Source organism: Geodermatophilus sp. URMC 60, assembly GCF_053502585.1.
In genome coordinates, this window is sequence record NZ_CP199958.1 from 4510152 (window position 1) to 4531740 (window position 21589).

24 protein-coding genes are annotated in these 21589 nt (G+C 75.1%); 12 read left to right on the plus strand and 12 right to left on the minus strand.

All coding sequences use genetic code 11. The annotated features are described in order from the left end of the window. Window positions 1-27: 27 nt before the first annotated feature. Genes ACWIX3_RS21260 through ACWIX3_RS21270 form a run of 3 tightly spaced genes read left to right on the plus strand, consistent with a single transcriptional unit; the run spans window position 28 to window position 3151 of the window. A complete protein-coding gene (locus tag ACWIX3_RS21260; RefSeq protein ID WP_448609336.1) occupies window positions 28-1035 on the plus strand; it encodes a Bug family tripartite tricarboxylate transporter substrate binding protein in 1008 nt (335 codons plus the stop codon). After that, entirely contained in the window at window positions 1032-1547 is a 516-nt protein-coding gene (locus ACWIX3_RS21265; protein ID WP_448609337.1) for a tripartite tricarboxylate transporter TctB family protein, read from the plus strand. The genes ACWIX3_RS21260 and ACWIX3_RS21265 overlap by 4 nt, the downstream gene beginning before the upstream one ends. Next, window positions 1547-3151, plus strand: coding sequence for a tripartite tricarboxylate transporter permease (locus ACWIX3_RS21270; protein WP_448609338.1), 1605 nt, complete (start codon window positions 1547-1549; stop codon window positions 3149-3151). Before ACWIX3_RS21265 ends, ACWIX3_RS21270 begins: the two co-directional genes overlap by 1 nt. A 376-nt stretch (window positions 3152-3527) precedes the next feature. On the opposite strand, the gene eutC is transcribed toward ACWIX3_RS21270, so the two are convergent. From eutC to eat, 3 genes are read right to left on the minus strand one after another with little or no spacing between them, the layout of a single operon-like run. Then, window positions 3528-4283, minus strand: coding sequence for an ethanolamine ammonia-lyase subunit EutC (eutC, locus tag ACWIX3_RS21275; protein WP_448609339.1), 756 nt, complete (start codon window positions 4281-4283; stop codon window positions 3528-3530). Further along, window positions 4280-5692, minus strand: coding sequence for an ethanolamine ammonia-lyase subunit EutB (locus tag ACWIX3_RS21280; RefSeq protein ID WP_448609340.1), 1413 nt, complete (start codon window positions 5690-5692; stop codon window positions 4280-4282). The genes eutC and ACWIX3_RS21280 overlap by 4 nt, the downstream gene beginning before the upstream one ends. Beyond that, the gene (eat, locus tag ACWIX3_RS21285; protein ID WP_448609341.1) at window positions 5689-7155 is read right to left on the minus strand and encodes an ethanolamine permease; all 1467 of its coding nucleotides are present in this window, start codon (window positions 7153-7155) and stop codon (window positions 5689-5691) included. The genes ACWIX3_RS21280 and eat overlap by 4 nt, the downstream gene beginning before the upstream one ends. A gap of 200 nt (window positions 7156-7355) precedes the next feature. On the opposite strand from eat, the gene ACWIX3_RS21290 reads away from it, so the two are divergent. Further along, window positions 7356-8081 carry a GAF and ANTAR domain-containing protein gene (locus ACWIX3_RS21290; RefSeq protein WP_448609342.1) on the plus strand — a complete coding sequence of 242 codons (726 nt, stop codon included), beginning with the start codon at window positions 7356-7358 and terminating at the stop codon, window positions 8079-8081. 13 nt (window positions 8082-8094) lie between these two features. Here the strand turns inward: ACWIX3_RS21290 and ACWIX3_RS21295 are convergent, their stop codons facing one another. Both ACWIX3_RS21295 and ACWIX3_RS21300 read right to left on the minus strand, forming a co-directional pair. Next, window positions 8095-8994, minus strand: coding sequence for an SDR family NAD(P)-dependent oxidoreductase (locus tag ACWIX3_RS21295; protein ID WP_448609343.1), 900 nt, complete (start codon window positions 8992-8994; stop codon window positions 8095-8097). Between the two features lie 85 nt (window positions 8995-9079). Then, entirely contained in the window at window positions 9080-9472 is a 393-nt protein-coding gene (locus ACWIX3_RS21300) for a hypothetical protein (RefSeq protein WP_448609344.1), read from the minus strand. A 94-nt stretch (window positions 9473-9566) separates the two neighbouring features. Here ACWIX3_RS21300 and ACWIX3_RS21305 point away from each other — a divergent pair, with 94 nt between their 5' ends. From ACWIX3_RS21305 to ACWIX3_RS21320, 4 genes are all read left to right on the plus strand, one after another. Then, on the plus strand, window positions 9567-10148 hold the full coding sequence (locus ACWIX3_RS21305) for a hypothetical protein (RefSeq protein WP_448609345.1): 582 nt from the start codon (window positions 9567-9569) through the stop codon (window positions 10146-10148). Window positions 10149-10239: 91 nt separating this feature from the next. Then, on the plus strand, window positions 10240-10509 hold the full coding sequence (locus tag ACWIX3_RS21310) for a DUF2277 domain-containing protein (RefSeq protein ID WP_448609346.1): 270 nt from the start codon (window positions 10240-10242) through the stop codon (window positions 10507-10509). A gap of 83 nt (window positions 10510-10592) precedes the next feature. Further along, entirely contained in the window at window positions 10593-11132 is a 540-nt protein-coding gene (locus ACWIX3_RS21315; RefSeq protein WP_448609347.1) for a hypothetical protein, read from the plus strand. Window positions 11133-11172: 40 nt separating this feature from the next. Next, window positions 11173-11637, plus strand: coding sequence for a PGPGW domain-containing protein (locus tag ACWIX3_RS21320; protein ID WP_448609348.1), 465 nt, complete (start codon window positions 11173-11175; stop codon window positions 11635-11637). Window positions 11638-11690: 53 nt separating this feature from the next. Here ACWIX3_RS21320 and ACWIX3_RS21325 read toward each other — a convergent pair whose 3' ends face one another. Then, window positions 11691-11924, minus strand: coding sequence for a hypothetical protein (locus ACWIX3_RS21325; RefSeq protein WP_448612494.1), 234 nt, complete (start codon window positions 11922-11924; stop codon window positions 11691-11693). Between the two features lie 118 nt (window positions 11925-12042). Between ACWIX3_RS21325 and ACWIX3_RS21330 the strand changes: the two genes are divergently transcribed. The 3 genes from ACWIX3_RS21330 (at window position 12043) to srmL (ending at window position 15485) form a co-directional block, all read left to right on the plus strand. Then, window positions 12043-12561, plus strand: a complete 519-nt coding sequence (locus ACWIX3_RS21330) for a DUF6328 family protein (RefSeq protein WP_448609349.1) — start codon at window positions 12043-12045, stop codon at window positions 12559-12561. 119 nt (window positions 12562-12680) lie between these two features. Next, the gene (locus ACWIX3_RS21335; RefSeq protein WP_448609350.1) at window positions 12681-14126 is read left to right on the plus strand and encodes a hypothetical protein; all 1446 of its coding nucleotides are present in this window, start codon (window positions 12681-12683) and stop codon (window positions 14124-14126) included. 228 nt (window positions 14127-14354) lie between these two features. Further along, on the plus strand, window positions 14355-15485 hold the full coding sequence (gene srmL / locus ACWIX3_RS21340; RefSeq protein WP_448609351.1) for a PheS-related mystery ligase SrmL: 1131 nt from the start codon (window positions 14355-14357) through the stop codon (window positions 15483-15485). Window positions 15486-15515: 30 nt separating this feature from the next. On the opposite strand, the gene ACWIX3_RS21345 is transcribed toward srmL, so the two are convergent. Further along, complete coding sequence (locus ACWIX3_RS21345) at window positions 15516-16208, minus strand: response regulator transcription factor (RefSeq protein WP_448609352.1); 693 nt, start codon at window positions 16206-16208, stop codon at window positions 15516-15518. Continuing rightward, window positions 16205-17461, minus strand: a complete 1257-nt coding sequence (locus ACWIX3_RS21350; RefSeq protein ID WP_448609353.1) for a sensor histidine kinase — start codon at window positions 17459-17461, stop codon at window positions 16205-16207. Before ACWIX3_RS21350 ends, ACWIX3_RS21345 begins: the two co-directional genes overlap by 4 nt. Window positions 17462-17731: 270 nt before the next feature. Here ACWIX3_RS21350 and ACWIX3_RS21355 point away from each other — a divergent pair, with 270 nt between their 5' ends. After that, the gene (locus ACWIX3_RS21355; RefSeq protein ID WP_448609354.1) at window positions 17732-18124 is read left to right on the plus strand and encodes a DUF6223 family protein; all 393 of its coding nucleotides are present in this window, start codon (window positions 17732-17734) and stop codon (window positions 18122-18124) included. Window positions 18125-18192: 68 nt separating this feature from the next. Here the strand turns inward: ACWIX3_RS21355 and ACWIX3_RS21360 are convergent, their stop codons facing one another. The 4 genes from ACWIX3_RS21360 to ACWIX3_RS21375 are packed head-to-tail and all read right to left on the minus strand — an operon-like array spanning window position 18193 to window position 21585. Then, window positions 18193-18858: a glycosyltransferase gene (locus ACWIX3_RS21360; RefSeq protein WP_448609355.1), complete on the minus strand. Its 666-nt coding sequence runs from the start codon at window positions 18856-18858 to the stop codon at window positions 18193-18195. Next, window positions 18855-19709, minus strand: coding sequence for an NAD-dependent epimerase/dehydratase family protein (locus ACWIX3_RS21365; protein ID WP_448609356.1), 855 nt, complete (start codon window positions 19707-19709; stop codon window positions 18855-18857). The genes ACWIX3_RS21360 and ACWIX3_RS21365 overlap by 4 nt, the downstream gene beginning before the upstream one ends. Then, window positions 19706-20491, minus strand: a complete 786-nt coding sequence (locus ACWIX3_RS21370; protein WP_448609357.1) for an aldolase/citrate lyase family protein — start codon at window positions 20489-20491, stop codon at window positions 19706-19708. The genes ACWIX3_RS21365 and ACWIX3_RS21370 overlap by 4 nt, the downstream gene beginning before the upstream one ends. 38 nt (window positions 20492-20529) lie before the next feature. After that, entirely contained in the window at window positions 20530-21585 is a 1056-nt protein-coding gene (locus tag ACWIX3_RS21375; RefSeq protein ID WP_448609358.1) for an ABC transporter ATP-binding protein, read from the minus strand. Window positions 21586-21589 lie beyond the last annotated feature (4 nt).

Below are 21589 nucleotides of genomic sequence, written 5' to 3' on the forward strand. Positions count from 1 at the left end.
CGTCCGCCGGACACACAGGAGGAACCCATGCGCAACGCTTCCCTGCGGAAGCTCACCGTAGGCACCGTGGCCGCCGGGCTGCTGCTGACCGGGTGCGGCACCACCGCCGAGGGCGGCTCCGCCGCCGGCGGCGGCACCCAGGAGGGCCCGGTCACCGGCCTGCGGGTGCTGGTCCCGAACTCGCCCGGCAGCGGCTACGACACCACCGCCCGCGCCTGGGCCCAGGTCGCCGAGGAGGAGGGGCTGGCCGAGCAGATCGAGGTGTTCAACCTCGAGGGCGCCGGCGGCACCGTCGGCCTGCAGCGCCTGGTCAACGAGACCGGCAACGCCGACATGCTCATGCAGATGGGCCTGGGCGTGGTGGGCGCGCAGTACAGCAACCAGTCCGAGGCCACCCTCGACCAGACCACGCCGATCGCGCGGCTGATCGAGGAGGCCGAGGCCATCGTCGTCCCGGCGGACTCGCCGTTCCAGACCATCGACGACCTGATCGCCGGGTGGAAGGCCGACCCGGGCAACACCCCCGTCGGCGGTGCGTCCAACCCCGGTGGCCCGGACCACCTGACCCCGATGCTGCTGGCGCAGGAGGTCGGCGTGACGCCGACCGCGGTCAACTACGTCGCCTACGACGGTGGCGGCGAGCTGCTCGCCGGCATCCTCGGTGGCGACGTGGCCTTCGCCGCGACCGGCATCGGCGAGGTCACCGAGCCCGCTGCCTCCGGTGACGTCCGCATCCTCGCGGTCACCAGCGAGGCGCCGGTCGAGGGCGTCGACGCGCCGACCCTCACCGAGTCGGGCGTGGACCTGACCTTCACCAACTGGCGCGGCATCGTGGCGGCCCCGGACATCACCCCCGAGGAGGCCCAGCGGCACGTCGACCTGATCACCCAGATGCACGACAGCGAGGCCTGGCAGCAGGTGCTCGAGGACCAGGGCTGGACCGACGCCTTCATCACCGGCGACGAGTTCAGCTCCTTCCTCGGCGAGGAGAGCCAGCGGGTCCAGGGCGTGCTCAGCGAGCTGGGCCTGACGTGACCGCCGCCTCCTCAGGAGGCGCGACCCGGGAGCAGGGCCGCTCCGAGTTCGGTGTGGCCCTGTTCCTGGGGGCGCTCGGCCTCCTCGTCGTCGTCTCCGCACTGCTGCTGCCGGAGAGCCGGATCGCCCGCGGTCCGGTCGGTCCGGCCGCCGTCCCCGTGGTCGTGGGCGGTCTGCTCGTGGTCACCTCGGTGTTCCTGGCCGTCGACGTCTGGCGCGGCGGCCGCGGGGAGCCCGAGGGCGGCGAGGACATCGAGCTCACCGGGGGCAGCGACTGGCGCACCGTCGCGATGCTCGCCGTGGCGTTCCTGGCGAACGCCCTGCTGATCGAGCCGCTCGGTTGGGTCTTCTCGGGCGCGATCCTCTTCTGGGGCAGCGCCTTCGCGCTCGGCAGCCGGCACTACGTGCGCGACGCCGTGATCGCCGTCGCGCTGTCCATCGGCAGCTTCTACCTGTTCGCCCTCGGGCTCGGCATCGTCCTGCCCCCGGGCATCCTGAGGGGGATCCTCTGATGGACGCCTTCGTCGAACTGGGGAGCGGCTTCGCCACCGCCCTGACGCCGACCAACCTCGCCTTCGCGCTGCTCGGGGTGCTGCTGGGCACCGCCATCGGCGTGCTGCCGGGCATCGGACCGGCCATGACGGTCGCGCTGCTGCTGCCGCTGACCCGCGGGCTGGACGTCACCACCGCGCTGATCATGTTCGCCGGCATCTACTACGGCGGCATGTACGGCGGGTCGACCACGTCGATCCTGCTCAACACCCCGGGCGAGAGCGCCTCGGTGGTCACCGCCATCGAGGGCAACAAGATGGCCCGCGGCGGCCGGGCCGCCCAGGCCCTGGCCACCGCTGCCATCGGCTCCTTCGTGGCCGGCACGATCGCCACGTTGCTGCTGGCCCTCGTCGCCCCGACCGTCGCCGACCTCGCCGTGCAGATCTCGCCCGCGGACATGTTCGCGGTCATGCTGCTGGCGTTCATCGCGGTGACCTCGGTGCTCGGCAGTTCCCGCGTGCGCGGCCTGGCCTCCCTCGGCCTGGGCCTGACCATCGGCCTCATCGGCATCGACGCCACCTCGGGCCAGCAGCGGCTCACCTTCGGCATCAGCGAACTCGCCGAGGGGATCGACGTCGTCGTCGTGGCGGTCGGCCTCTTCGCCGTCGGCGAGGCGCTGTGGACCGCGGCCCACCTGCGCCGCCGCCCGGTCGAGGTCATCCCCGTCGGCAACCCGCGGATGAGCCGGTCGGACTGGAGCCGGTCGTGGAAGCCGTGGCTGCGCGGCACCGCCATCGGCTTCCCGTTCGGCGCCGTTCCCGCCGGCGGCGCGGAGGTGCCGACGTTCCTCTCCTACGTCTCCGAGAAGCGCTTGTCCAAGCACCCGGAGGAGTTCGGCAAGGGCGCCATCGAGGGCGTCGCCGGCCCGGAGGCCACCAACAACGCCTCGGCCGCCGGCGGCCTGGTCCCGCTGCTCACGCTCGGCATCCCGACCACGGCGACCGCGGCGGTCATGCTCGCCGCGATCGAGAGCTACGGCATCCAGCCGGGGCCCCGGCTGTTCGACACCGAGCCGGCACTGGTGTGGGGCCTGATCGCCAGCCTGTTCATCGGCAACGCGGCGCTGCTGCTGCTGAACCTCCCCCTGGCGCCGCTCTGGGCCCGGCTGCTGCGCATCCCGCGCACGTACCTGTACGCGGGGATCCTCTTCTTCGCCAGCCTGGGGGCCTACGCCGCGAACGCGAACGTGTTCGACCTGTTCATGCTGCTGGTCATCGGCGCGCTCGGCTTCATGATGCGGCGCTTCGGCCTGCCGCTGCTGCCGGCGATCATCGGGGTCATCCTCGGCCCGTTCGCCGAGGAGCAGCTCCGGACGGCGTTGCAGATCAGCAACGGCGAGCTCAGCGGGCTCGTCGACCCGGTGGCGGTCGTGGTCTACGTCATCGTGGTGCTCATCCTGCTGTTCCCGCTGATCCGCCGGGTGCTGCCGAAGAAGGCGCACGTGCCGGTGCTCGACGAGGCGGTGCACGAGATCGAGGAGGCGCACCACCACCACGGGACGACCGACGCGATCTCGGTCGAGGCCCGCAAGCCGGCTGACCGGGGCGGGCCCGGCGGCGTCTGACACGGCGCAGGCAGAGGGGGAGGGAGGCGGTCGGCCTCCCTCCCCCTCTGCCGTTCCTGCTGACCGGAGCCCACCCGCACCGGGACGGAGGGCGACCGCCACACCCGGCCGGCACGGCTCCCCTTCCCCGACGGCGACGGCGGGCCGACACTGCTCGCGCCCGCCGGTGTCGCCGGGTGTCGTACTGGGTCGTCCGCCCGGCGACGCCGACGCGGTCCTCCACCCTCACGGGGGACGACCGCGAGGAGGCAGCCATGACGACGCAGACGGGCACGGCGCCCTCCCTGGATGCGCACGTGCACGGGTTCAGGGACGGCCGGGTTCCGTGCCGCGTTCGACGACCAGTACGCGGTCGACGCCGTCCTCGGGTGAGGCGTCAGCCGGCGCCGGCGGGCAGCGCCGGGCCCTCGTCCTTGAGCACCACGCCCGAGGCGCCGAGCTCGCGGGCCGCGCCGAGCAGCGCAGCCACGGTGTCGGCGGCCTGCGCGTAGGACAGCCCGTGCGGCGGGCGCACGTTGGAGACGCAGTTGCGCTCGGAGTCCACCCGCCCCGGCCGCGGGCCCCACGTCAGGTAGACGCCGAGCGAGTCCGCCGACGACAACCCGGGCCGCTCCCCGATGAGCACGACGACGGCCCGTGCGCCCAGCGCCTCCCCCACCGCGTCGCCGAGCGCCACCCGCGCCTGGTGCGCCAGCACCAGCGGCGCGACCGACCAGCCGGGCAGCCGCGCGAGCAGCGCGGTCACCAGGCCGGCGGCGTGCTCGTGCACCGCGCGCGGGGAGAGCCCGTCGGCGACCACCACCGCCAGGTCGGCACCGGCACGCGGCAGCTCGGTGCCGGCCGCGAGTTGCCGGCCGAGGTCGGGCCGCTGCAGGTAGGTGGCGCGGTCGGGCGCGGCCGAGTGCACCTCGAGCAGCTCGACACCCGGGAGGTGGGCGCGGACGAGGTCCGGGTCCAGCGGCTGGTGGACCGCGTCGCGGGCGGCGGCGTGCGCGGCGCGGAACTCCAGCTCCCGCGCGGTGGGCAGCGCGTCGCCGGCCCGGCCGAGCGCGACCCGGGCGCGGGTGGCCGCGCGGAGCACCGCCCACGGGTCGTCGCCGGGCGGCAGCGGCGCGTCCAGGGCCGAGCTCATGCCGACGCCGCCGCGAGGAGGGCCCGCGCGGCGGGCGCGTCGGCGGTCAGCTCGCGCACCCGGCCGGCGTCGTCGAGCAGGTCCATCCGCGCCAGCCACGCCTCGAACTCCGGCGCCGGCCGCAGCCCGAGCACCGAACGGGTGGTGAGCACGTCGGAGAAGGCCAGCGACTGGTAGTGCAGCATCACGTCGTCCATCCCGGGGACGGCGATGAGGAACGTGCAACCGGCCGCCCCGAGCAGCAGCATCAGCGAGTCCATGTCGTCCTCGTCGACCTCGGCGTGGTTGGTGTAGCAGACGTCCACGCCCATCGGCAGGCCGAGCAGCTTGCCGCAGAAGTGGTCCTCGAGCCCGGCGCGCAGCACCTGCTTGCCGTCGTAGAGGTACTCCGGGCCGATGAACCCGACCACCGTGTTGACGATCAGCGGGTCGAAGCGCCGCGCGACGGCGTAGGCGCGGGCCTCCAGCGTCTGCTGGTCGACCGGCCGGCCGCCGATGCCGCGGTGCGCGTCGGCCGACAGCGCCGAGCCCTGCCCGGTCTCGAAGTAGGTGACGTTCGAGCCGACCGTGCCGCGACCCAGCGCCAGCGCCCCGGCGCGGGCCTCGGCGAGCAGGTCGAGGGTGACGCCGAAGCCGCGGTTGGCCTCCTGCGTGCCGGCGACCGACTGGAACACCAGGTCCACCGGCGCGCCCTGCTCGAGCGCCCGCAGCGTGGTGGTCACGTGCGCCAGCACGCAGGACTGCGTCGGGATGCCATAGCGGCTGATCACCTCGTCGACCAGCTCCAGCAGCGCCACCGTGCGGGCCGGTGAGTCGGTGGCCGGGTTGATGCCGATGACGGCGTCCCCGCAGCCCTGCAGCAGACCGTCGACGATGGACGCGGTGACGCCCAGCGGGTCGTCGGTCGGGTGGTTGGGCTGCAGCCGGGAGGCCAGCCGGCCGGGCAGCCCGAGGGTGCTCCGCAGCCCGGTGACCACCCGGGTGCGCCGGCCGACGGCGACCAGGTCGGCGTTGCGCATCAGCTTCGAGGTGGCCGCGACCATCTCCGGGGTCAGCCCGGAGGCCAGGCCGCTGATCGCCGTCTCGTCGCCCGCCGCGGCCCAGGCGAGCAACTGGTCGCGCAACTCCCCCACGGTGAGCGAGGCGACCGGCGCGAAGGCCACCGGGTCGTGGGTGTCGAGGACCAGCCGCGTGACGTCGTCCTCGTCGTAGCCGACCACCTGCTCGTCGAGGAACGTGGCCAGCGGCAGGTCGGCGAGCACGGTCTGCGCGGCGACCCGCTCGGCGGCCGACTCCGCGGCACACCCGGCGAGGACGTCGCCGGAGCGGGCCGGCGTCGCCTTCGCCATCAGCTCGACCAGCGTCGGGAACTCGTACGCGTGCCCCCCGACGGTGCCCCGCCGTCTCATCGGACGTCCTCCTCCGCGTCGGCCAGCAGCTCGAACTCCTCCTCCGGCGCGGAGGCCACCAGGTGGTGGCGGCTGTAGAGGGCGAAGTACGCGAGGAAGGCGGCGTACGCGACGAGCGTCCACAGCGCGGCGGTGACGTCGACGAGGAAGGTCGCCACGACCGCGGCCGCGGCGAGCACCAGCGCCAGCCCGGTGGTCGCCGTCCCGCCCGGCGTCCGGTACGGGCGCGCCAGGTCCGGCTCGCGACGGCGCAGCACGATGTGGCTGACCATCATCAGCACGTAGGACACCGTCGCCCCGAAGACGGCCATGTTGAGCAGCATCGCGCCCTGGCCGGTCAGCGAGAGGACGAAGCCGATCGCGCCGGGGACGAGCAGCGCGAGCATCGGCGCCCTGCGGCCGTTGGTGATCGACAGGGCGCGCGGCAGGTAGCCGGCCCGGGAGAGCGCGAACGTCTGCCGCGAGTAGGCGTAGATGATCGAGAAGAAGCTGGCCACCAGACCGAACAGGCCGGCGTAGTTGACCACCCGGGTGAGGCCCTCGGGGGCGCCCGCACCGGCCAGCGCGTCGACCGGCGGGTTGCCCGACGCCGCGATCGCCGCCGATCCGGCCGCGCCCGGGGTGAACACCAGCATGAGGACGGCGAGGACGACGAGCACGCTCATCGCCGCGACGATCCCCCGCGGCATCGACCGGGCCGGGTCGCGGGCCTCCTCGGCGGCCAGCGGCACGCTCTCCACGGCGAGGAAGAACCAGATCGCGAAGGGGAACGCGGCCCAGATGCCGATCAGCCCGTAGGGCAGGAACGCCGAGGCGCCGGCGGCGTCGGTGGGCGCGATGTCGAGCAGGAGGTCGCTGTCGAACCGCGGGATCGCGCCGACCAGGAACACCACCAGGCCGGCGAGCGCGACGACGGTGACGGCGAACATCGCCTTGAGCGCCTCGCCCACGCCCAGCAGGTGGATGCCGACGAACAGCGCGTAGACGGCGAGGTAGACCCACCAGCCGTCGGTGATGCCGAACAGCCCGAGCGACTCGACGTAGGCGCCGATGAAGGTGGCGATCGCGGCCGGGGCGATCGCGTACTCGATGAGCACCGCGACGCCGGTGGCGTAGCCGCCCCAGGGGCCCAGCGCGCGGCGGGCGAAGGTGTAGCCGCCGCCGGCGGTCGGGAGCGCCGAGCCGAGCTCGGCCAGCCCGAACACCATGGCGGTGTACATGACCGCCATCAGCACGGTGGCGATCAGCAGCCCGCCGAACCCGCCCTCGGCCAGGCCGAAGTTCCACCCGGCGTAGTCGCCGGAGATGACCGCCGAGACGCCGAGGCCGGCCAGCAGCAGCCAGCCCGCCGTCCCGGTGCGCAGGCGGCGCCGCTCGAGGTAGCCGGCGTCGACCCGTTCGGCCTCGACGCCCGCGTGCGCGGACCTCGACGGAGTGGGGCGGGCAGTGGGATCGGCGGTCACGGGCGCCTCCGGGAGTCGGCCCGCCGGAGGCGGGGAGGGCCAGCGTCGTCCCACGTCGGTGCCGGGTCAACGGGCTGCGCGGGGGGCAACACGCCGTTCACGACGGCGTTCCGCGCAGGCGTGTGCCAGCCGCTCGGCGTGCTGGATACTCGTTCGGTCGGGCACCACGGGATCGGCCGCGACGCGGAGGACGGGCAGCAGTGACGCCGGGACGGGACACGCGGTCGGACGACAGCGAGCTGCTCGCCCTGCTCGCGGCGGGAGGTGACCTCACGTCCTTCCTGGACGACCTGGTGCACATGGCCGTACGGCAGGTCCCGCCCGCCGAGGCCTGCGGGCTGACCCTGAACCGCGACGCCACGGGGGTGACCGTGGCCAGCACCGGCCCGCTGGCCGAGCGGGCCGACGAGGGTCAGTACGAGGTGGACACCGGCCCGTGCCTGGAGTCGATGCGCACCGGCACCGTCGTCCGCGTGGACGACATGGTCGCCGAGGACCGCTGGAGCCCCTTTCCGGCGCGGGCCGCAGAGCTCGGCGTCCGATCGTCGCTGTCGCTGCCCCTGGTGGTCGAGGGCCGCAGAAGCGGCGCGCTGAACCTCTACGCCACCCGGCCGAGGGTGTTCGGCGCCGACGACGAGGCGACCGCGTCCCGCTGGGCCGGACAGGCCACGGGCGCGCTGACGGTGGCGCTGCGGATCGCCGACGGCCAGCACCGCGCCCGGTCCCTGCTCGGTGGCCTGGACACCCGGGCCACCATCGGCCAGGCGGTCGGCCTGCTCATGGCGCAGGAGCGCTGCACCGCGGAGCAGGCCTTCGAGCTGCTGCGGATCGCCTCGCAGCGGCGCAACGTCAAGCTCCGCGACGTCGCCGCGGGCATCGTCGCCGCGTTCGAGGAGGGCCTGGCCGACCGGCCCGGGCGCTGGTGAGCGCCCCCGCCGCTCAGATGCCGTGCCAGCGGCCGTCCTTGGCGTTGCGCTCCTGCCGCGGGGCGAACACGTTGCCCTCGGTGGGCGGTGCGCCGTCCCCTGCCAGGGCGAAGACCCGGAAGAGCGGCCCGACCAGCGCGTCGTAGACCGCCGGCAGCAGCCGGAAGCCGGCGATGACCACCGGGTTGGCGAACCCCGACTGCACCAGCCGCCGGGGCCGGTCCAGCCGGGCCACGACCGCGCGCGCCACCCGCTCCGGCGAGTACACCGGGGGCGGCGGCCGGCCGGTGCTGCCGGCCCACGTCGCACCCTGGTAGTAGATCGGGGTGTTGACCCCGCCCGGCGCCACGGCGGATACGTGCACACCGGGCACGTCGCGGGTCTCCTGCTGCAGCGTGCGGACCAGGCCGAGCTGACCCCACTTGGCCGCCGCGTAGGTGCCCATGAGCGGTGCGGTCACCGAGGCCAGCAGCGAGCTGACCACGACCAGGTGACCGGCGCCCTGGCGGCGGAAGACCGGCAGCACGGTGCGGGCGATGTTGGCGGTGCCGTGCAGGCTCGTGTCGACGACGGCCTCGAAGGCCGCGCGGGGCACGTCCTCGATCCGGCCGTAGGCCATGGTCTGCGCCGAGTGGACGACGGCGTCGAGCCGGCCGAGGCGCTCGACGGCGGTCTCGACCACCCGCTGCACGGCGTCGGCGTCGGTGACGTCGGCGGGGCAGACCAGGACGTCGGCCGCCCCCTTCTCCCGGACCTCGGCCGCGGTCTCCTCCAGCGCCTCGCGGCCCCGCGCGACGAGCACCAGCCGGGCGCCGCGAGCGGCCAGGGTGTGCACGGTCGCCCGGCCGATCCCGCTCGAGGCGCCGGTCACGAGGACGGTCAGCGGGCGGGACGGCGTTCCGGGCGGGGGCATGCGGCTCCTCGGGCTCGGGAGGGGGCTGGGCGCGGACGGCTCCCGTCCGCGTCGGTGGAGTCGCTCTACCCACGCGCCTCCCGGGTCATGCGGGCAGGACGTCGTACAGCCAGCCGGGGCCGGTGACGGCCGCGCGCTCCGGCAGGCGGGCGCGCAGGCCGCGGTCGGCGGTGACAACCAGCAGCTCCCGGCCCTCCTCCGCCAGCCGCGCGGCGGACGCGGCGAGGGCGTCGTCCCCGCTGCCCTCGGCCCGCACCAGGGTCACCCGGTGCGGCGCGCCGACGTCGCGCGCGGCTCCCTCCACGACCGCCACCACCTCGTCGCAGCGGACCGCACCGCCGCCGGGCCCGGGCAGCTCGCGGCCGGTCAGCGGGGCCAGCCGCGTCAGCAGCCGGGAGGTCGCGCCGGCGCGGTCGCGCCACCACCCGTCGGGCCGGGAGCCGACCACGTTCGCGGTGTCCACCAGCAGCACGACCACCGCCGTCACCTCCTCCCCGGCGCGCCGTTTCCCGCGGCCCGCACCGGGAACTCCGCGCGCACGTCCGGCTCCGATCTTCCCCAGGAGGCCCGCCATGGCGCGCACCGACCACCCCCTGCCCGGAACCGGCGGCGCGGCACGAGAGGCCACCTTCCGGCAGGCATTCGCCGTCCAGCGGTCGGAGTTCGGCGGCATCAAGTGGGGGGCGGCCTTCTTCGGCTGGCTGTCGGCGACCGGCCTGGCGGTGCCGCTGCTCGCGCTGGTGTCGGCGGCCGACACCGGGCTCGGGCTGACCGAGGGCGCGTCGGCCGAGGCCATCGGGCTGCGCGGGGCGGTCGCGCTGCTCGTCGTCCTCTTCGTCTCCTACCTGGCCGGCGGGTACGTGGCCGGGCGGATGTCCCGCTTCAGCGGCCTCCGCCAGGGGCTGGCCGTCTGGCTGGTCGGCCTGGTCGTCGTCCTGCTGCTCTCCGGTGCCGCGGCCGGGATCGGCAGCGAGTACAACGTGCTGGCCCGGCTGGAACTGCCGCGCATCCCGGTCGGGGAGGGCACGGCCACCACCACCGGTCTGGTGACGCTGGCGGCGGTCGCGGGGGCGAGCCTGCTCGGGACGCTGCTCGGCGGCGCACTCGGCACCCGTTACCACCGCAAGGTCGACCGGGCCGGCTCCGCCGGCTGAGGCTCCGGGCCGGCTCCGCCGGCCGAGGCTCCGGGCCGGCTCCGCCGGCTGGGCCTCCCGGACGGCGTGCGGCGCTCCTACGCTCGCGCACATGTGCCGCAACATCCGGCCGCTGGCCAACTTCGAGCCGCCCGTCACCGATGACGAGGTGCACGCCGCCGCGCTGCAGTACGTGCGCAAGATCAGCGGGACGGCGAAGCCTTCGCGCGCCAACGCGGAGGTGTTCGACCGCGCCGTCGCGGAGGTCGCCGAGGCCTCCGCCCGGCTGCTCGCCGCGCTGGTCACCACCGCGCCGCCCAAGGACCGCGAGGAGGAGGCGACCAAGGCGCGCCGCCGGGCGGCGCTGCGCTACGGCACCTGAGACCGATCACGCACCATCGAGTGTGGATCTCCGAGACGGGGTAGAGCGACTCCACTTACAGACCCTCCAGGAGGAGCTCAGCAATGGCGCGCAACACCCTGTCCCGCTCGCTGCACGACGTCGGACTCGCCGCCTGGTTCGGTGGCACGCTGGCCAACGCCGTCGCGCTCAACGCCGCGGCCGGTGAGACCGGCAGTGCCTCGGACACCGGCCGGGTGGCCAACGCCGGATGGGACCGGTGGACGCCGGTCAACGCCGCGGCCATCGGCGCACACCTGATCGGCAGCGTCGGCCAGCTGCGGGCCAACCGGAGGCGCGTGGCCGACCAGCAGGGCGTGGCCGGCATGAGCGCGCTGAAGACGGCGCTGACCGCGGCCGCGCTGGGCGTCACCGCCTACAGCCGGGCGCTGGGCAGGGTCGTCTCCGACGCCGGCGCCACCCCGTCGCGCTCGGGCACCAAGGCGAGCAAGCGGGCCAAGGCCGAGGTCGCCGCGGCCCAGGCCAAGCTCGACCAGCTGCAGTGGGTGATCCCGGCCCTGACCGGCACCCTCGTGGCGATCAGCTCCTACGCCGGGGAGCAGCAGCGGCCCAGCGAGGTCGCCCGCGGGCTCGCGTCGCGCTGACCGCACTCCCCCGCACTTCTCAGTGGATCCAGGAGTCCCAGTGACCCGCACCCTCGACGCCCGCGACCGGAGCCACACCGGCGGCGGCGCCACCCGCTGCCCCGACTGCACCGACGGGCTGGGCCAGCCACGGACGGTCGAGCCCGGGTCGTGGCGGGACCGCATCCGGGGCAACCCGGGCCTGGCCACCGCCTACCGGGTCGCGGTCTTCTTCGCCGGGCTGCTGTTCGTCCTGCTCGGCCTGGCCCTCACCGTGCTGCCCGGGCCGCTGACCATCCCGCCGATCCTGGTCGGGTTCTGGGTGTGGTCCACGGAGTTCGAGTGGGCCCGGCGGTTCTTCGTGGCGTTCCGCCGCAAGGCCCGCGACGCCTGGACGCACGCCAAGCAGCACCCGGTGAGCTCGGCCGCGGTGACGATCGGCGGCCTGGTCGCGGCCGGCGTCGTCTTCTGGGCCGTGGGCCACTACGACCTGGTGGACCGGGCCATGTCAGCCGTCGGGGGCTGACCCTCTGCACGAGGCCCGGTGGACCGATCCGGTCCACCGGGCCTCGTCGCGTCTCAGCCCCGTCCGACCTCGCTGGGGTCGGGAGTGCGGAACGGTGGGTCGTCGTCCGCGCGGTCCCCGGCGGTGCCCTGCGCACCGGCCTCCGGCGCACCCGCCTCCTCGGGCCGGTCCGGGTCCTCGCCCCCGATGCCGAAGCCATCGGCAGGCGCCGGAGCGCCCGTACCGGGGTCGGCCGCGGGGATGCCGTCGTCCCCCTGACCGAGGTTGGGCTCCATCGGCGTCCACATCGACACGTCGTCCTCCTGACGGGTGGGGGGGCAGACGAACCGCGGTTACCCGGCCCGGCCGGGTGGCACCATCCCGACCCCAGGTGAACAGTGGGTGAACGGACGGGTGGTGGGCACCATGACGGACGTGCGACCCGCTCAGCGGCGCGGCGACTCGCAGGGTGAGCCCGGAGAGAGCCGCAAGGAGCGGATCGACCGCGAGCTGATGGAACTGCTCAACGAGCTGCGGGTGGCGCTGCCGGGTGTGCAGTTCCTCTTCGCCTTCCTGCTGATCGTGCCGTTCCAGCGGGAGGGCACCCCGTTCAGCGACTTCCAGCGGGACGTCTACTTCGTGACCCTGCTGGCCGCCGCCGTGGCGACCGGGCTGCTCATCGCACCCGCGGCACAACACCGGGTGCTGTTCCGCCAGCACGACAAGGAGGCGCTGCTGCGGCGCAGCAACCGGTCGGCGTTCCTCGGGCTGACCGTGCTGGCCGTCGCGATCGTCGGCGCGGTGCTGCTGGTGACCGACGCGGTCTTCGACCTGACGCTGGCGTGGATCACCGCGGCGGCCATCGCGGTGTTCCTCGTCTGGTGGTGGATCGCCGTCCCGTTCTGGAAGCGGGCTCACAACAGGCAGGACGAACCGCCCGCCTGACCTACGCCTCGGCCGACGGGTGGCCGAGCGCCCGGCAGATGGCGTCGGTGATGGCGTCGGGGTCCTCGTGCTCATAGAAGCGCAGCACCCGCGCGGGAAGGGTCGCCTAACCTGCTCGCGTGAGCACGACGGCGGAACGGGTGTCCGCACCGCCGCACCAGGTCCGCACGCCGTCGTCGTCCGACCGCTGGTCGGTGCTCGAGATGCTGCCGCCGCTGACCGTCGTCCTGCTCGGCACGGTGCTGCTCCTGCCGGGGCACGGGCTGTGGTTCGACGAGCTGTTCACCGCCGAGGTCGGGCGCCGGTCGTACGGCGAGATCCTCGCCGCGATCGTCGAGGGACGCGGGACGACGAGCTACCTGGCCGACGTCCCGCCGTCGTACAACGCGCCGTACTACTTCGTGGTGCACACGTGGGTGTCGCTGCCGGGGATCGGCGGGGACACCTCCCTGCGGGTGCTGTCGCTGCTGGCGACCGCGGGCGGACTGGCGTCGATCACGCGGGCGGTGGTCCGGCTGACCACGCGGGCGGCCGGGGTGCTGGCCGGGGTCGTGCTGGCGGCCGGCCCGCTGCTGCTCGAGCAGGCGGTGGAGGCGCGCCCGTACGGGCTGGCGGTGCTGGCGACCGGCGGGGCGCTGCTGGGGCTGGTGCGCTGGCTGCAGGGGTCGCCGCGGGGACTGCTGCTGTTCGGGCTGGCCGGCGCGGGGATGGGGCTGGCGCACTGGTACGCGGCTACCGTGCTGGCGGCGTTCGTCGTCGCGGCGCTGCTGCTGCGCGGGCTGCGGGCGTGGCCGGTGGTGCTCACCGGTGCCGCGGCGGTGCTGCCCGTCGTCGGGCTGGTCGGGGTGAACCTGCTCAACGGGACCGGCGCGCGCAACGCCGAGCACCTGCGCGACACCGAGGGGGCGCTGGCCGACCTCGCCGTCGAGGCGTGGGCCGGCGGGCTGCGGCCACTGCTGTTCCTGACCGTGGGGCTGGCCGTGCTGGGCGGGTTGCGGGGCGCCGGGGCGCGGGTGGTCGGGGTCTGCTGGGTGCTCGTGCCGCTGGGGCTGCTGCAGCTGGCCGAGCAGCTGCGGCCGGTGTACCTGCCGCGCTACCTGCTGGCGGGGTTGCTGGGGCTCGGCGTGCTGGCGGCGGTGGGGGCCCTGACGCTGCCGCGGGCCGCCCGGGTGCCGGTCGCCGGGCTGCTGGTGGTGTGCTCGCTGGTCGCGTCGTCGCCGCTGGCCGAGCGCGAGCCGCGGGAGCGGGCGGACGACGTGGTGGCGCTGCTGGCGGAGCGGCACCGTGCCGGCGAGCCGATCGTCGCCGCGGACCAGCGCTCGGCGACCGGCCTGGACCACTACGTGCGGACGGCGGCGCCCCACCTGCGGCCCGACGTCGTCCTGCCGCCGGACGACGCCCCTTCCGCTGCGGACCGGGTGTGGCTGGTCCGCCGGGTGATCCGCGGCGAGGTGGTCCCCACCGACGACGACGGGATCCTGCTCCACGCGGGGCTGCGGGTGGTCGACGAGTACGCGTTCGAGGCCTCGAAGACGGACCTGCTCGTCCAGCTCTGGGAGCGCTGAGACCCGCTCGGTGGGCCGGCGGTGGCCGGCGCTGCGGGGGCGCGGGAACTCAGGGGACGTCTTGCTCGGCGAGCGCTACCGTCGGTCCGTGCCGATGTACCGGACCTCCTTTCCCCGCCCCCGGCTGCCGAGCAGCCGTGGGGGCGCCGAGGTCTGCCGGTAGCCCGTTCACGGAGCCGTCGGCTGGGGGTGACCCCACCCGCACCGACGACCCCGAAGGGGGCTTCCGTGACTCCCCTGCTGTCTCCGCACGAGCTCGAGGTCGCGCTCGAGCTGCGCGACCTGTCCGACCCCGCCGGCGGTCCGCACGCGATGCAGGTGCTCCTCGACGAGGTGCTCGCCGCCCTGACCAGCGCCTGGCACTGCGCCCTCGACGTGCAGCGGCGGCGGCCGCTGGTGAGCGTCGAGGACAACTACGACCGCCTCGGCTACGCGGTCGCCGACGTCACCCGGGACGCCCGCTACACCCGCTACGCCGCCGAGACGGTGGTGCTGCGCAGCCACACCAGCGCCGGCGTCCCGCCCGCACTGCGCGCGCTCGCCGCCGACCCCGAGGTCGACGTGCTGCTGGCCCTGCCCGGCCTGTGCCACCGCCGGGACAGCATCGACCGGCTGCACGTGGGCACGCCCCACCAGGTGGACCTGTGGCGCATCACCGCCACCCGGTGCACCGGCCGGCGGCTGAGCACCGACGACCTCGAGCAGATGGTCGCGCTGGTGGTCGGTGCCGTCCTGCCCCGGGCGCGCTGGCGCACCTCTCCCGCCCACCACCCCTACACCACGCACGGTCTGCAGGTGGACGTGCGCACCGCCTCCGGCTGGGTGGAACTGGCCGAGTGCGGCCTGGCCGCCGAGCACGTCCTCACCGGCGCCGGTCTCGACCCCGACCGCTACAGCGGCCTGGCGCTGGGCATGGGCCTCGACCGGGCGCTCATGGTGCGCAAGGGCATCGAGGACATCCGGGTGCTGCGCTCGACCGATCCGCGCATCGCCGCACAGCTGCTCGACCTGCGACCGTGGCGGCCGGTGTCGTCGCAGCCACCCGTGCGCCGGGACCTGTCCATCGTCGCCGACGCCCCGGTCGATGCCGAGCTGCTCGGGGACGCGGTCCGCGCCGCTCTCGGCCCGGCGGCCGAGGACCTCGAGTCGGTGACCGTCCTGACCCGCACCGCCTACGCCGACCTCCCCGAGGCCGCTCGCCGGCGGCTCGGGCTGCGCGAGGACCAGGTCAACGTGCTGCTGCGGCTGGTGCTGCGCCCACTGTCGGGGACCTTGACCGACCAGCGCGCCAACGAGCTGCGGGACCAGGTCTACGCGGCCGTCCACCACGGCCCGCACCGGGAGTGGGCCGGTCACTGATGCCCCCGCTCCTCCCGGCCCGTTCCGTCGCTACGGGGTGATGAGTCCCGTCTGGTAGGCGATGACGACCAGTTGGGCGCGGTCCCGGGCACCGAGTTTTCCCATGGCATGGCTGACGTGGGTGCGGGCGGTGGCCGGGCTGAGGAAGAGCGCGGCGCCGATCTCGGCATTGCTCATGCCCCGACCCACGAGTGCCAGGACCTCACGCTCCCGTTCGGTGAGGACTGCGAGCCGGCGTTCGGCGGCCTCGTCGGCTGTCCGTCGTGCGGTGAACTGGGCGATGAGGCGGCGCGTGATGCGCGGAGCGAGCAGAGCGTCTCCGGCGGCGACCACGCGGATGCCGTGCAGGAGCTCGGCCGGGCCGGCGTCCTTGAGCAGGAACCCGCTGGCGCCGGCCTGCAGGCCCTCGAAGACGTGGGCATCGGTGTCGTAGGTGGTCAGGATGAGGACGCGAACTCGGTGGGAGCCGTTCCCGGCAGCGATCCGTCTGGTGGCCTCGATGCCGTCCATCCTCGGCATGCGGATGTCCATGAGGACGACGTCCGGCCGCGTGGCGCGGACCTGCTCCACGGCTTCGGCGCCGTCGGCGGCTTCCCCCACCACCGTGATGCCGTCCTCGAGATCGAGCAGGAGCCTGAAGCCGGACCGCACCAGCTGCTCGTCGTCGACCAGCAGCACCGTGATCGGAGCGTCGTCGCCCGGCGCGCCCGTCGTGGCGTTCACACGTTCCCGGTTCCGGTCGGGGCCAGGGGCAGCCGGGCGGTGATCGCGAAACCCCCGCCCGACAGCGGGCCGGCGTCGAGATCTCCGCCCAGGAGCTGACAGCGCTCGCGCATCCCGAGGATCCCGCGGCCCGGCTCGTCCGGGTGGGCGGGCCCGTCTCCCGCTCGGTCCCCGCCCGTGGCGGGGGCGGCGGCACCAGTGGCCGGAGTCCCTCGCGGGCCCTCGTCCGTCACCCGGACCTCCACGGCGTCGGCGCCGTAGTCCAGTGCGACCGTGACCCGCGTCGGTCCGACGTGGCGGATCACGTTGGTGATCGCCTCCTGCAGGATCCGGTACACGGCGCTGCCCACAGCGCTGGGGACCGGCGGAGGTGGTGAGGTCTCCTCCAGGTGGATGCTGAGCCCGGCTCCGCGCGCCTCGGTGGCGAGCTCGCCGATCTGCCCGAGTCCGGGGTGCGGGACGCGACCGTCGTCGGTGCCGCGGAGCACCCCGAGGACGGCCCGCATCTCCTGCAGTGCCCGGGAGCTGGTCTGCTCGATGGCCGCCAGGGCCTCGCGTGCTCGCTCCGGTCGCCTGTCGAGCACGTGTGCGGTGACGCCGGCCTGGACGTTGATGACGGCGATCGCGTGCGCGACGGTGTCATGGACCTCGCGCGCGATCCTGAGCCGTTCCTGGTCGACCCGGGCGCGGGCTTCCTGCTCGCGGGTCCGTTCCGCCAGCTCCGCGCGCTCCAGCGCTTCGGTCGCGATGAACCTCCTCGAGCGGACGCTCTCGCCGAGCGCGGCACTCATGACCGAGGCGCCGATCCGGAAGAAGACCCAGCCGATGGCGGCCGGTGGTTCGACGTCGGCGGCAGCGACCAGCCAGCACGTGGCCAGGACCGCGATCCCCGTCCCGGCCGTGATCAGCGAACGGCGTCCGTCGCCGAGGGCGGTGAGCGTGTAGAGGGCCACGAACAGCCCGAGCCATCCGGGCCCGTCCGGGAAGTCGAGGGCGTAGTAGGCCAGGCTGGCGAGCGCGGTCGTGACGAACACCGGAACGGGCCAGCGGCGGCGCAGGGCCACGACCGCGCCGCCGACGATCAGCAGGACGTATCCCAGATGCCCGAGGTCGGCCAGGGGACGCAGCACCGATCCGGAGTCCCCGGAGGTGCGGGTGACGGTGCCCTGGACCTGCATCCCGGTGATGAAGAGCGCCAACAGCAGGTCCTGCGCCCAGGCAGGCAGGCGGACCAACCCGACGCGGTCCCGCATGCCGGGAGCATAGGGATGCGGGCCGGGGACGGAACTCCTCCCGGCTGCGCGGCCTCCTACGTCGAGCGGCGCGGTCCGGCGCGTGCCGACCACGTCGAACTGCGCACCCGCTGCCGCCCGCCGACGGAGGACGCCCCGGTTCCCGGACGGGACGATCGTCCGCGTCCGTCCGACGACGGGAGCCGGCCCGACCCACGGGTCGACGACGACCCGGAACCCGCGCCGGTGCACACGCCCCTGGCACCCGTCATCCGACCGAAGGGATCCTCGATGTCCGTTCTGCACGTGCTCGCCGCACCGGCGGCCGCGCACGCCTCCGTCGCCGCCGGTGGTCTCGACATCGGCTCCGGACGACTCGTGCCCACCGTGGCCGCGGTCGCCGGACTGATCAGCGTGGTCGTCGGGGGGCTCGCTCTGGCCCGCCGCGGTCGTGTCGGCACCGGCAACGGGCTGGCCGGAGCCGTCGTGGCCCTGGTCACGGGGTTGGTCAGCGCGGTCGTCGGGGGGCTGCACGCGGCCGACTCCGCCGGTGGTCTCGGCACCGGCAACGGGCTGGCCGGGGCCGTCGTGGCCCTGGCTCTCGGGTTGACCGGCATGGTCGTCGGTGGGCTGGCCCTGGCCCGCTCCCGCCGCTCCGCACGGATGGCGACCACCGCGCGGTAGTCCGGCGCGGCACCGGACCAGCAGGCCGCCGCCACCGGGAAGACCGTCGGCGACGCACGAGGCCGGCTCTACCGCCGGCGCAGCGCCCAGGTGAGCGAGCGCACCGACTGGGTCAACCGCGCCCGCGCCGTCCACGCCGACCGCCCCTCCGGCCGCGGGTGCCGCACCACGGGCACGCTGGTCACCGGGAGGCGGGCCACGCCCACGGCGAGCACCACGCTCGGTGTGCCCGCGGCCAGCACCGCCGCACGCACCCGCTGCCCGAGGGCGAGGAACGCGCCGGCGTCCGGCGGCAGACCGGTCAGCCGCGCGGCCACCCGGCGGTGCAGCGCACCGGTCGCCCGCCGCACTCGCGACTCGTACGCTCCGCGCCGGCCGGCGAAGACCGCCTCGACGTCCCCCACGGCCAGCCGGTCGAGCAGCAGCGGCACGGCCTCCGGTGGGTCCTGCAGGTCGGCGTCCATGCACACCCACACGTCGGCGTCCGGCTCGTCGGCGAGGCCCTGCCGCAGCGCGGCGTGCTGCCCGCCGTTCACGACCAGCCCGGTGACGGCGACCTGCGGGTGCTCGGCAGCGAGGCGCAGGGCGACGTCCGCACTGCCGGCCGGGCAGGCGTCGACCACGAGCCGCAGCCGCCAGTCCCGGTCGCCCAGCGCCGCACCCAGCCGCTCGACCAGCGGCGCGAGCGTCGCCGCGTTCCGGTACACCGGCACGACGACGGCGACGCGCGTCACGACAGCGCGGCCCAGGTGCGGGCCAGACCCTCGGGCAGGTCGACGGAGGCCCGCCAGCCCATCAGGTCCCCCGCCAGCGACGGGTCGCTGACCCAGCAGTCGGTGTCCCAGTCGCGGCCCGGGTGCGCGCCCGCCGCGACGGCGATCGGCCGGCCGGTCACCCGCGACGCCACCGACACCAGCTCCTCGGTCGAGGTCTGCACGCCGGTGCCGATGTTGAGCACCTGACCCGGCGGCAGGTCGTCGGCGAGCGCGGCCCGCACGCACGCGTCCACGACGTCGCCGACCCACACCCAGTCCCGCCGGCTCACCCGCGCCGGCAGCGGGACGACGGCGCCGGTGCGCGCGGCCTCCAGCACGACCGGCACGAGCCGGGTCGGGTGGTCGCCGGGCCCGTACACCTGGAACGCCCGCAACACGACCGACCGCACCCCGCGCTCGGCCGCGGCGGCCTGCAGCAGCAGCGAGCCGGCCGCCTTGGTGGCGCCGAAGAAGCCGCGCGGGTGCAGCGCGGCGTCCTCGGTCAGCGGCACCGGCGCGGCGGCGTACTCGGTGGAGGACCCCAGCCGCACCACCGCCCGGCACCGGTCGGGCAGCGCGTCCACCAGCCACGGGCTGGTGTTGACCGCGACGGTCGCCGCCCGCTCCGCAGGCGTCGCCTTCCGCCGCGCGGCCGCCAGCGAGAAGACGACGTCCGGGTCGGCCGCCCGCACGGCAGCCGCACCCGCGTCCCGGGACGCGAGGTCGACCGACGCACGCGTCAGGGGGACGACGTCCCAGCCGTCGCCGCGCAGCCGCGCGACCAGGTGCCGGCCGACGAAGCCGCCGGCACCGGTGACCAGTGCCCTCACGCCGGCTGCGCCGCCGGCACCCCGGTCACCGCGGCGACGAAGGCGGCCCGGCGCTCGGCCACCTCGGCGGCGGTGGCCGTCGCCAGCCCCGTCAGGACGGCGAGCAGCCGCGGCACCTCGACGAACGGGTCGCGCCCGGCCATGTCGGCGGTGAACGAGCGCCGCAGGAAGGTGAAGTCCGTGCCCAGCCGGACCAGCTCAGCGGCGAGCAACCAGGCCGGCACCGGCGCGCCGCCCTCGGGCAGGGTCAGCCCGCCGACGCCGAACGCGCCGGGCACCACGGACCGGACGGCGTCCACCGTGCCGTCGACCAGCGGTGTGAACAGCTGGTCCGCGCCGCGGTCGATGCGCAGGTCGTTGAGTCCGACGTAGACCCGCGACAGCGGACGGCGGGCCAGCTGCGCCGCCCGCGCCACGCCGTCCTCCGTCTCGACCAGGATGCCGAGCCCGCAGCGACCGGCGACCAGGTCGAGGGTGCGGTCGACCTCCGCGGCGGTGCGCACCATCGGCAGCAGCAGCTCGTCGGCGCCGCGCGCGACGGCGTCGTCCACCTCGGCGGCCGTCCACGGGCCGAAGCCGTTGATGCGGCAGATCAGCCGACCGTCGGTGGCCGCCCGCATGCGGCTGAGGTCGGCGGGGGTGTCGCCGTTGATCTGGGTGCCCTCGCCGAGCTGACGGCGGTGCTTCCCGCGGCGCTCCCAGTCCACGACGATCCCGGCGCCGCCCGCGGCGACCACGTCGGCGCCCCAGCGGGGGTCCACCGTGAAGAGGAAGAGGTCCACGCAGGTGAGCTTAGGCACACCTAACCCACAGCGAACACTCAGGCCGGCACACGCGCGACGTCGTCCCCGGGGAACGGCAGCGCCGCGCCGAGGACGCCGACCGTCACGTCGTCCCCCGCCGCCGGCAGGTCCCAGCCCTCCAGCCGGGCACTGAACGCCACCCCGGAGGACAGCTCGAGGCGCACCCGCGCGTCGTGGCCGAAGAAGTCGACGCCGCGCACGCGGGCGCGCGGCCCGGCACCCCCGGCCGGCCCGAGCCGCAGCTGCTCCGGGCGCAGCAGCACCCGCACCGGCCCGTCGGGGCAGGTCCGCTCGAGCTCGAGGACGCCGAGGGCCGAGTGCGCACGACCGGCCCGGACGTCGGCGTCGAGCACCACCGACTCCCCCACGAAGGTCGCCACGTCGAGGTCCTGCGGGCTGCGGTAGAGGGTGCGCGGATCGGCCAGCTGCACCAGCCTGCCGCCGCGCAGCACGGCCACCTGATCGGCCATCGACAGCGCCTCGGCCTGGTCGTGGGTGACCAGCACGGCGGTCGCGCCGGCCGCGGTCAGCGCGTCGGCGACCGCCTGCCGGGTCTCCTCCCGCAGCGAGGCGTCCAACGAGGAGAACGGCTCGTCGAGCAGCACCAGGGACGGCGCCGGCGCGAGCGCGCGGGCCAGCGCGACACGCTGCTGCTGGCCGCCGGAGAGCTGGTGGGGCGAGCGCCCGGCGAGGGCGGCGTCCAGGCCGACGAGCTCCAGCAGCGACGCCACCCGGCCGGCGTCGCGGCGCTGCCGGCGGGGCAGGCCGAAGGTGACGTTGCCGGCGACCGACAGGTGCGGGAACAGCCCGCCCTCCTGCGGCACGAAGCCGATGTGCCGGCGCCGCGCGGGCACGCTGCGGCCCGCGCCGGCCACCGTGCGGCCGCCCACCTCGACGGTGCCGCGGTCGGGGTCGTCGAAGCCGGCGACCAGCCGCAGCAGCGTCGTCTTGCCGCAGCCGGAAGGCCCGAGCAGCGCGGTGAAGCTGCCCTCGGGCACGTCCAGGTCCACGCCGGTGAGCACGGGCGTCGTCCCGTAGGACTTGGTCACGCCGGTGACCGTCAGGGAGCTCATGGCA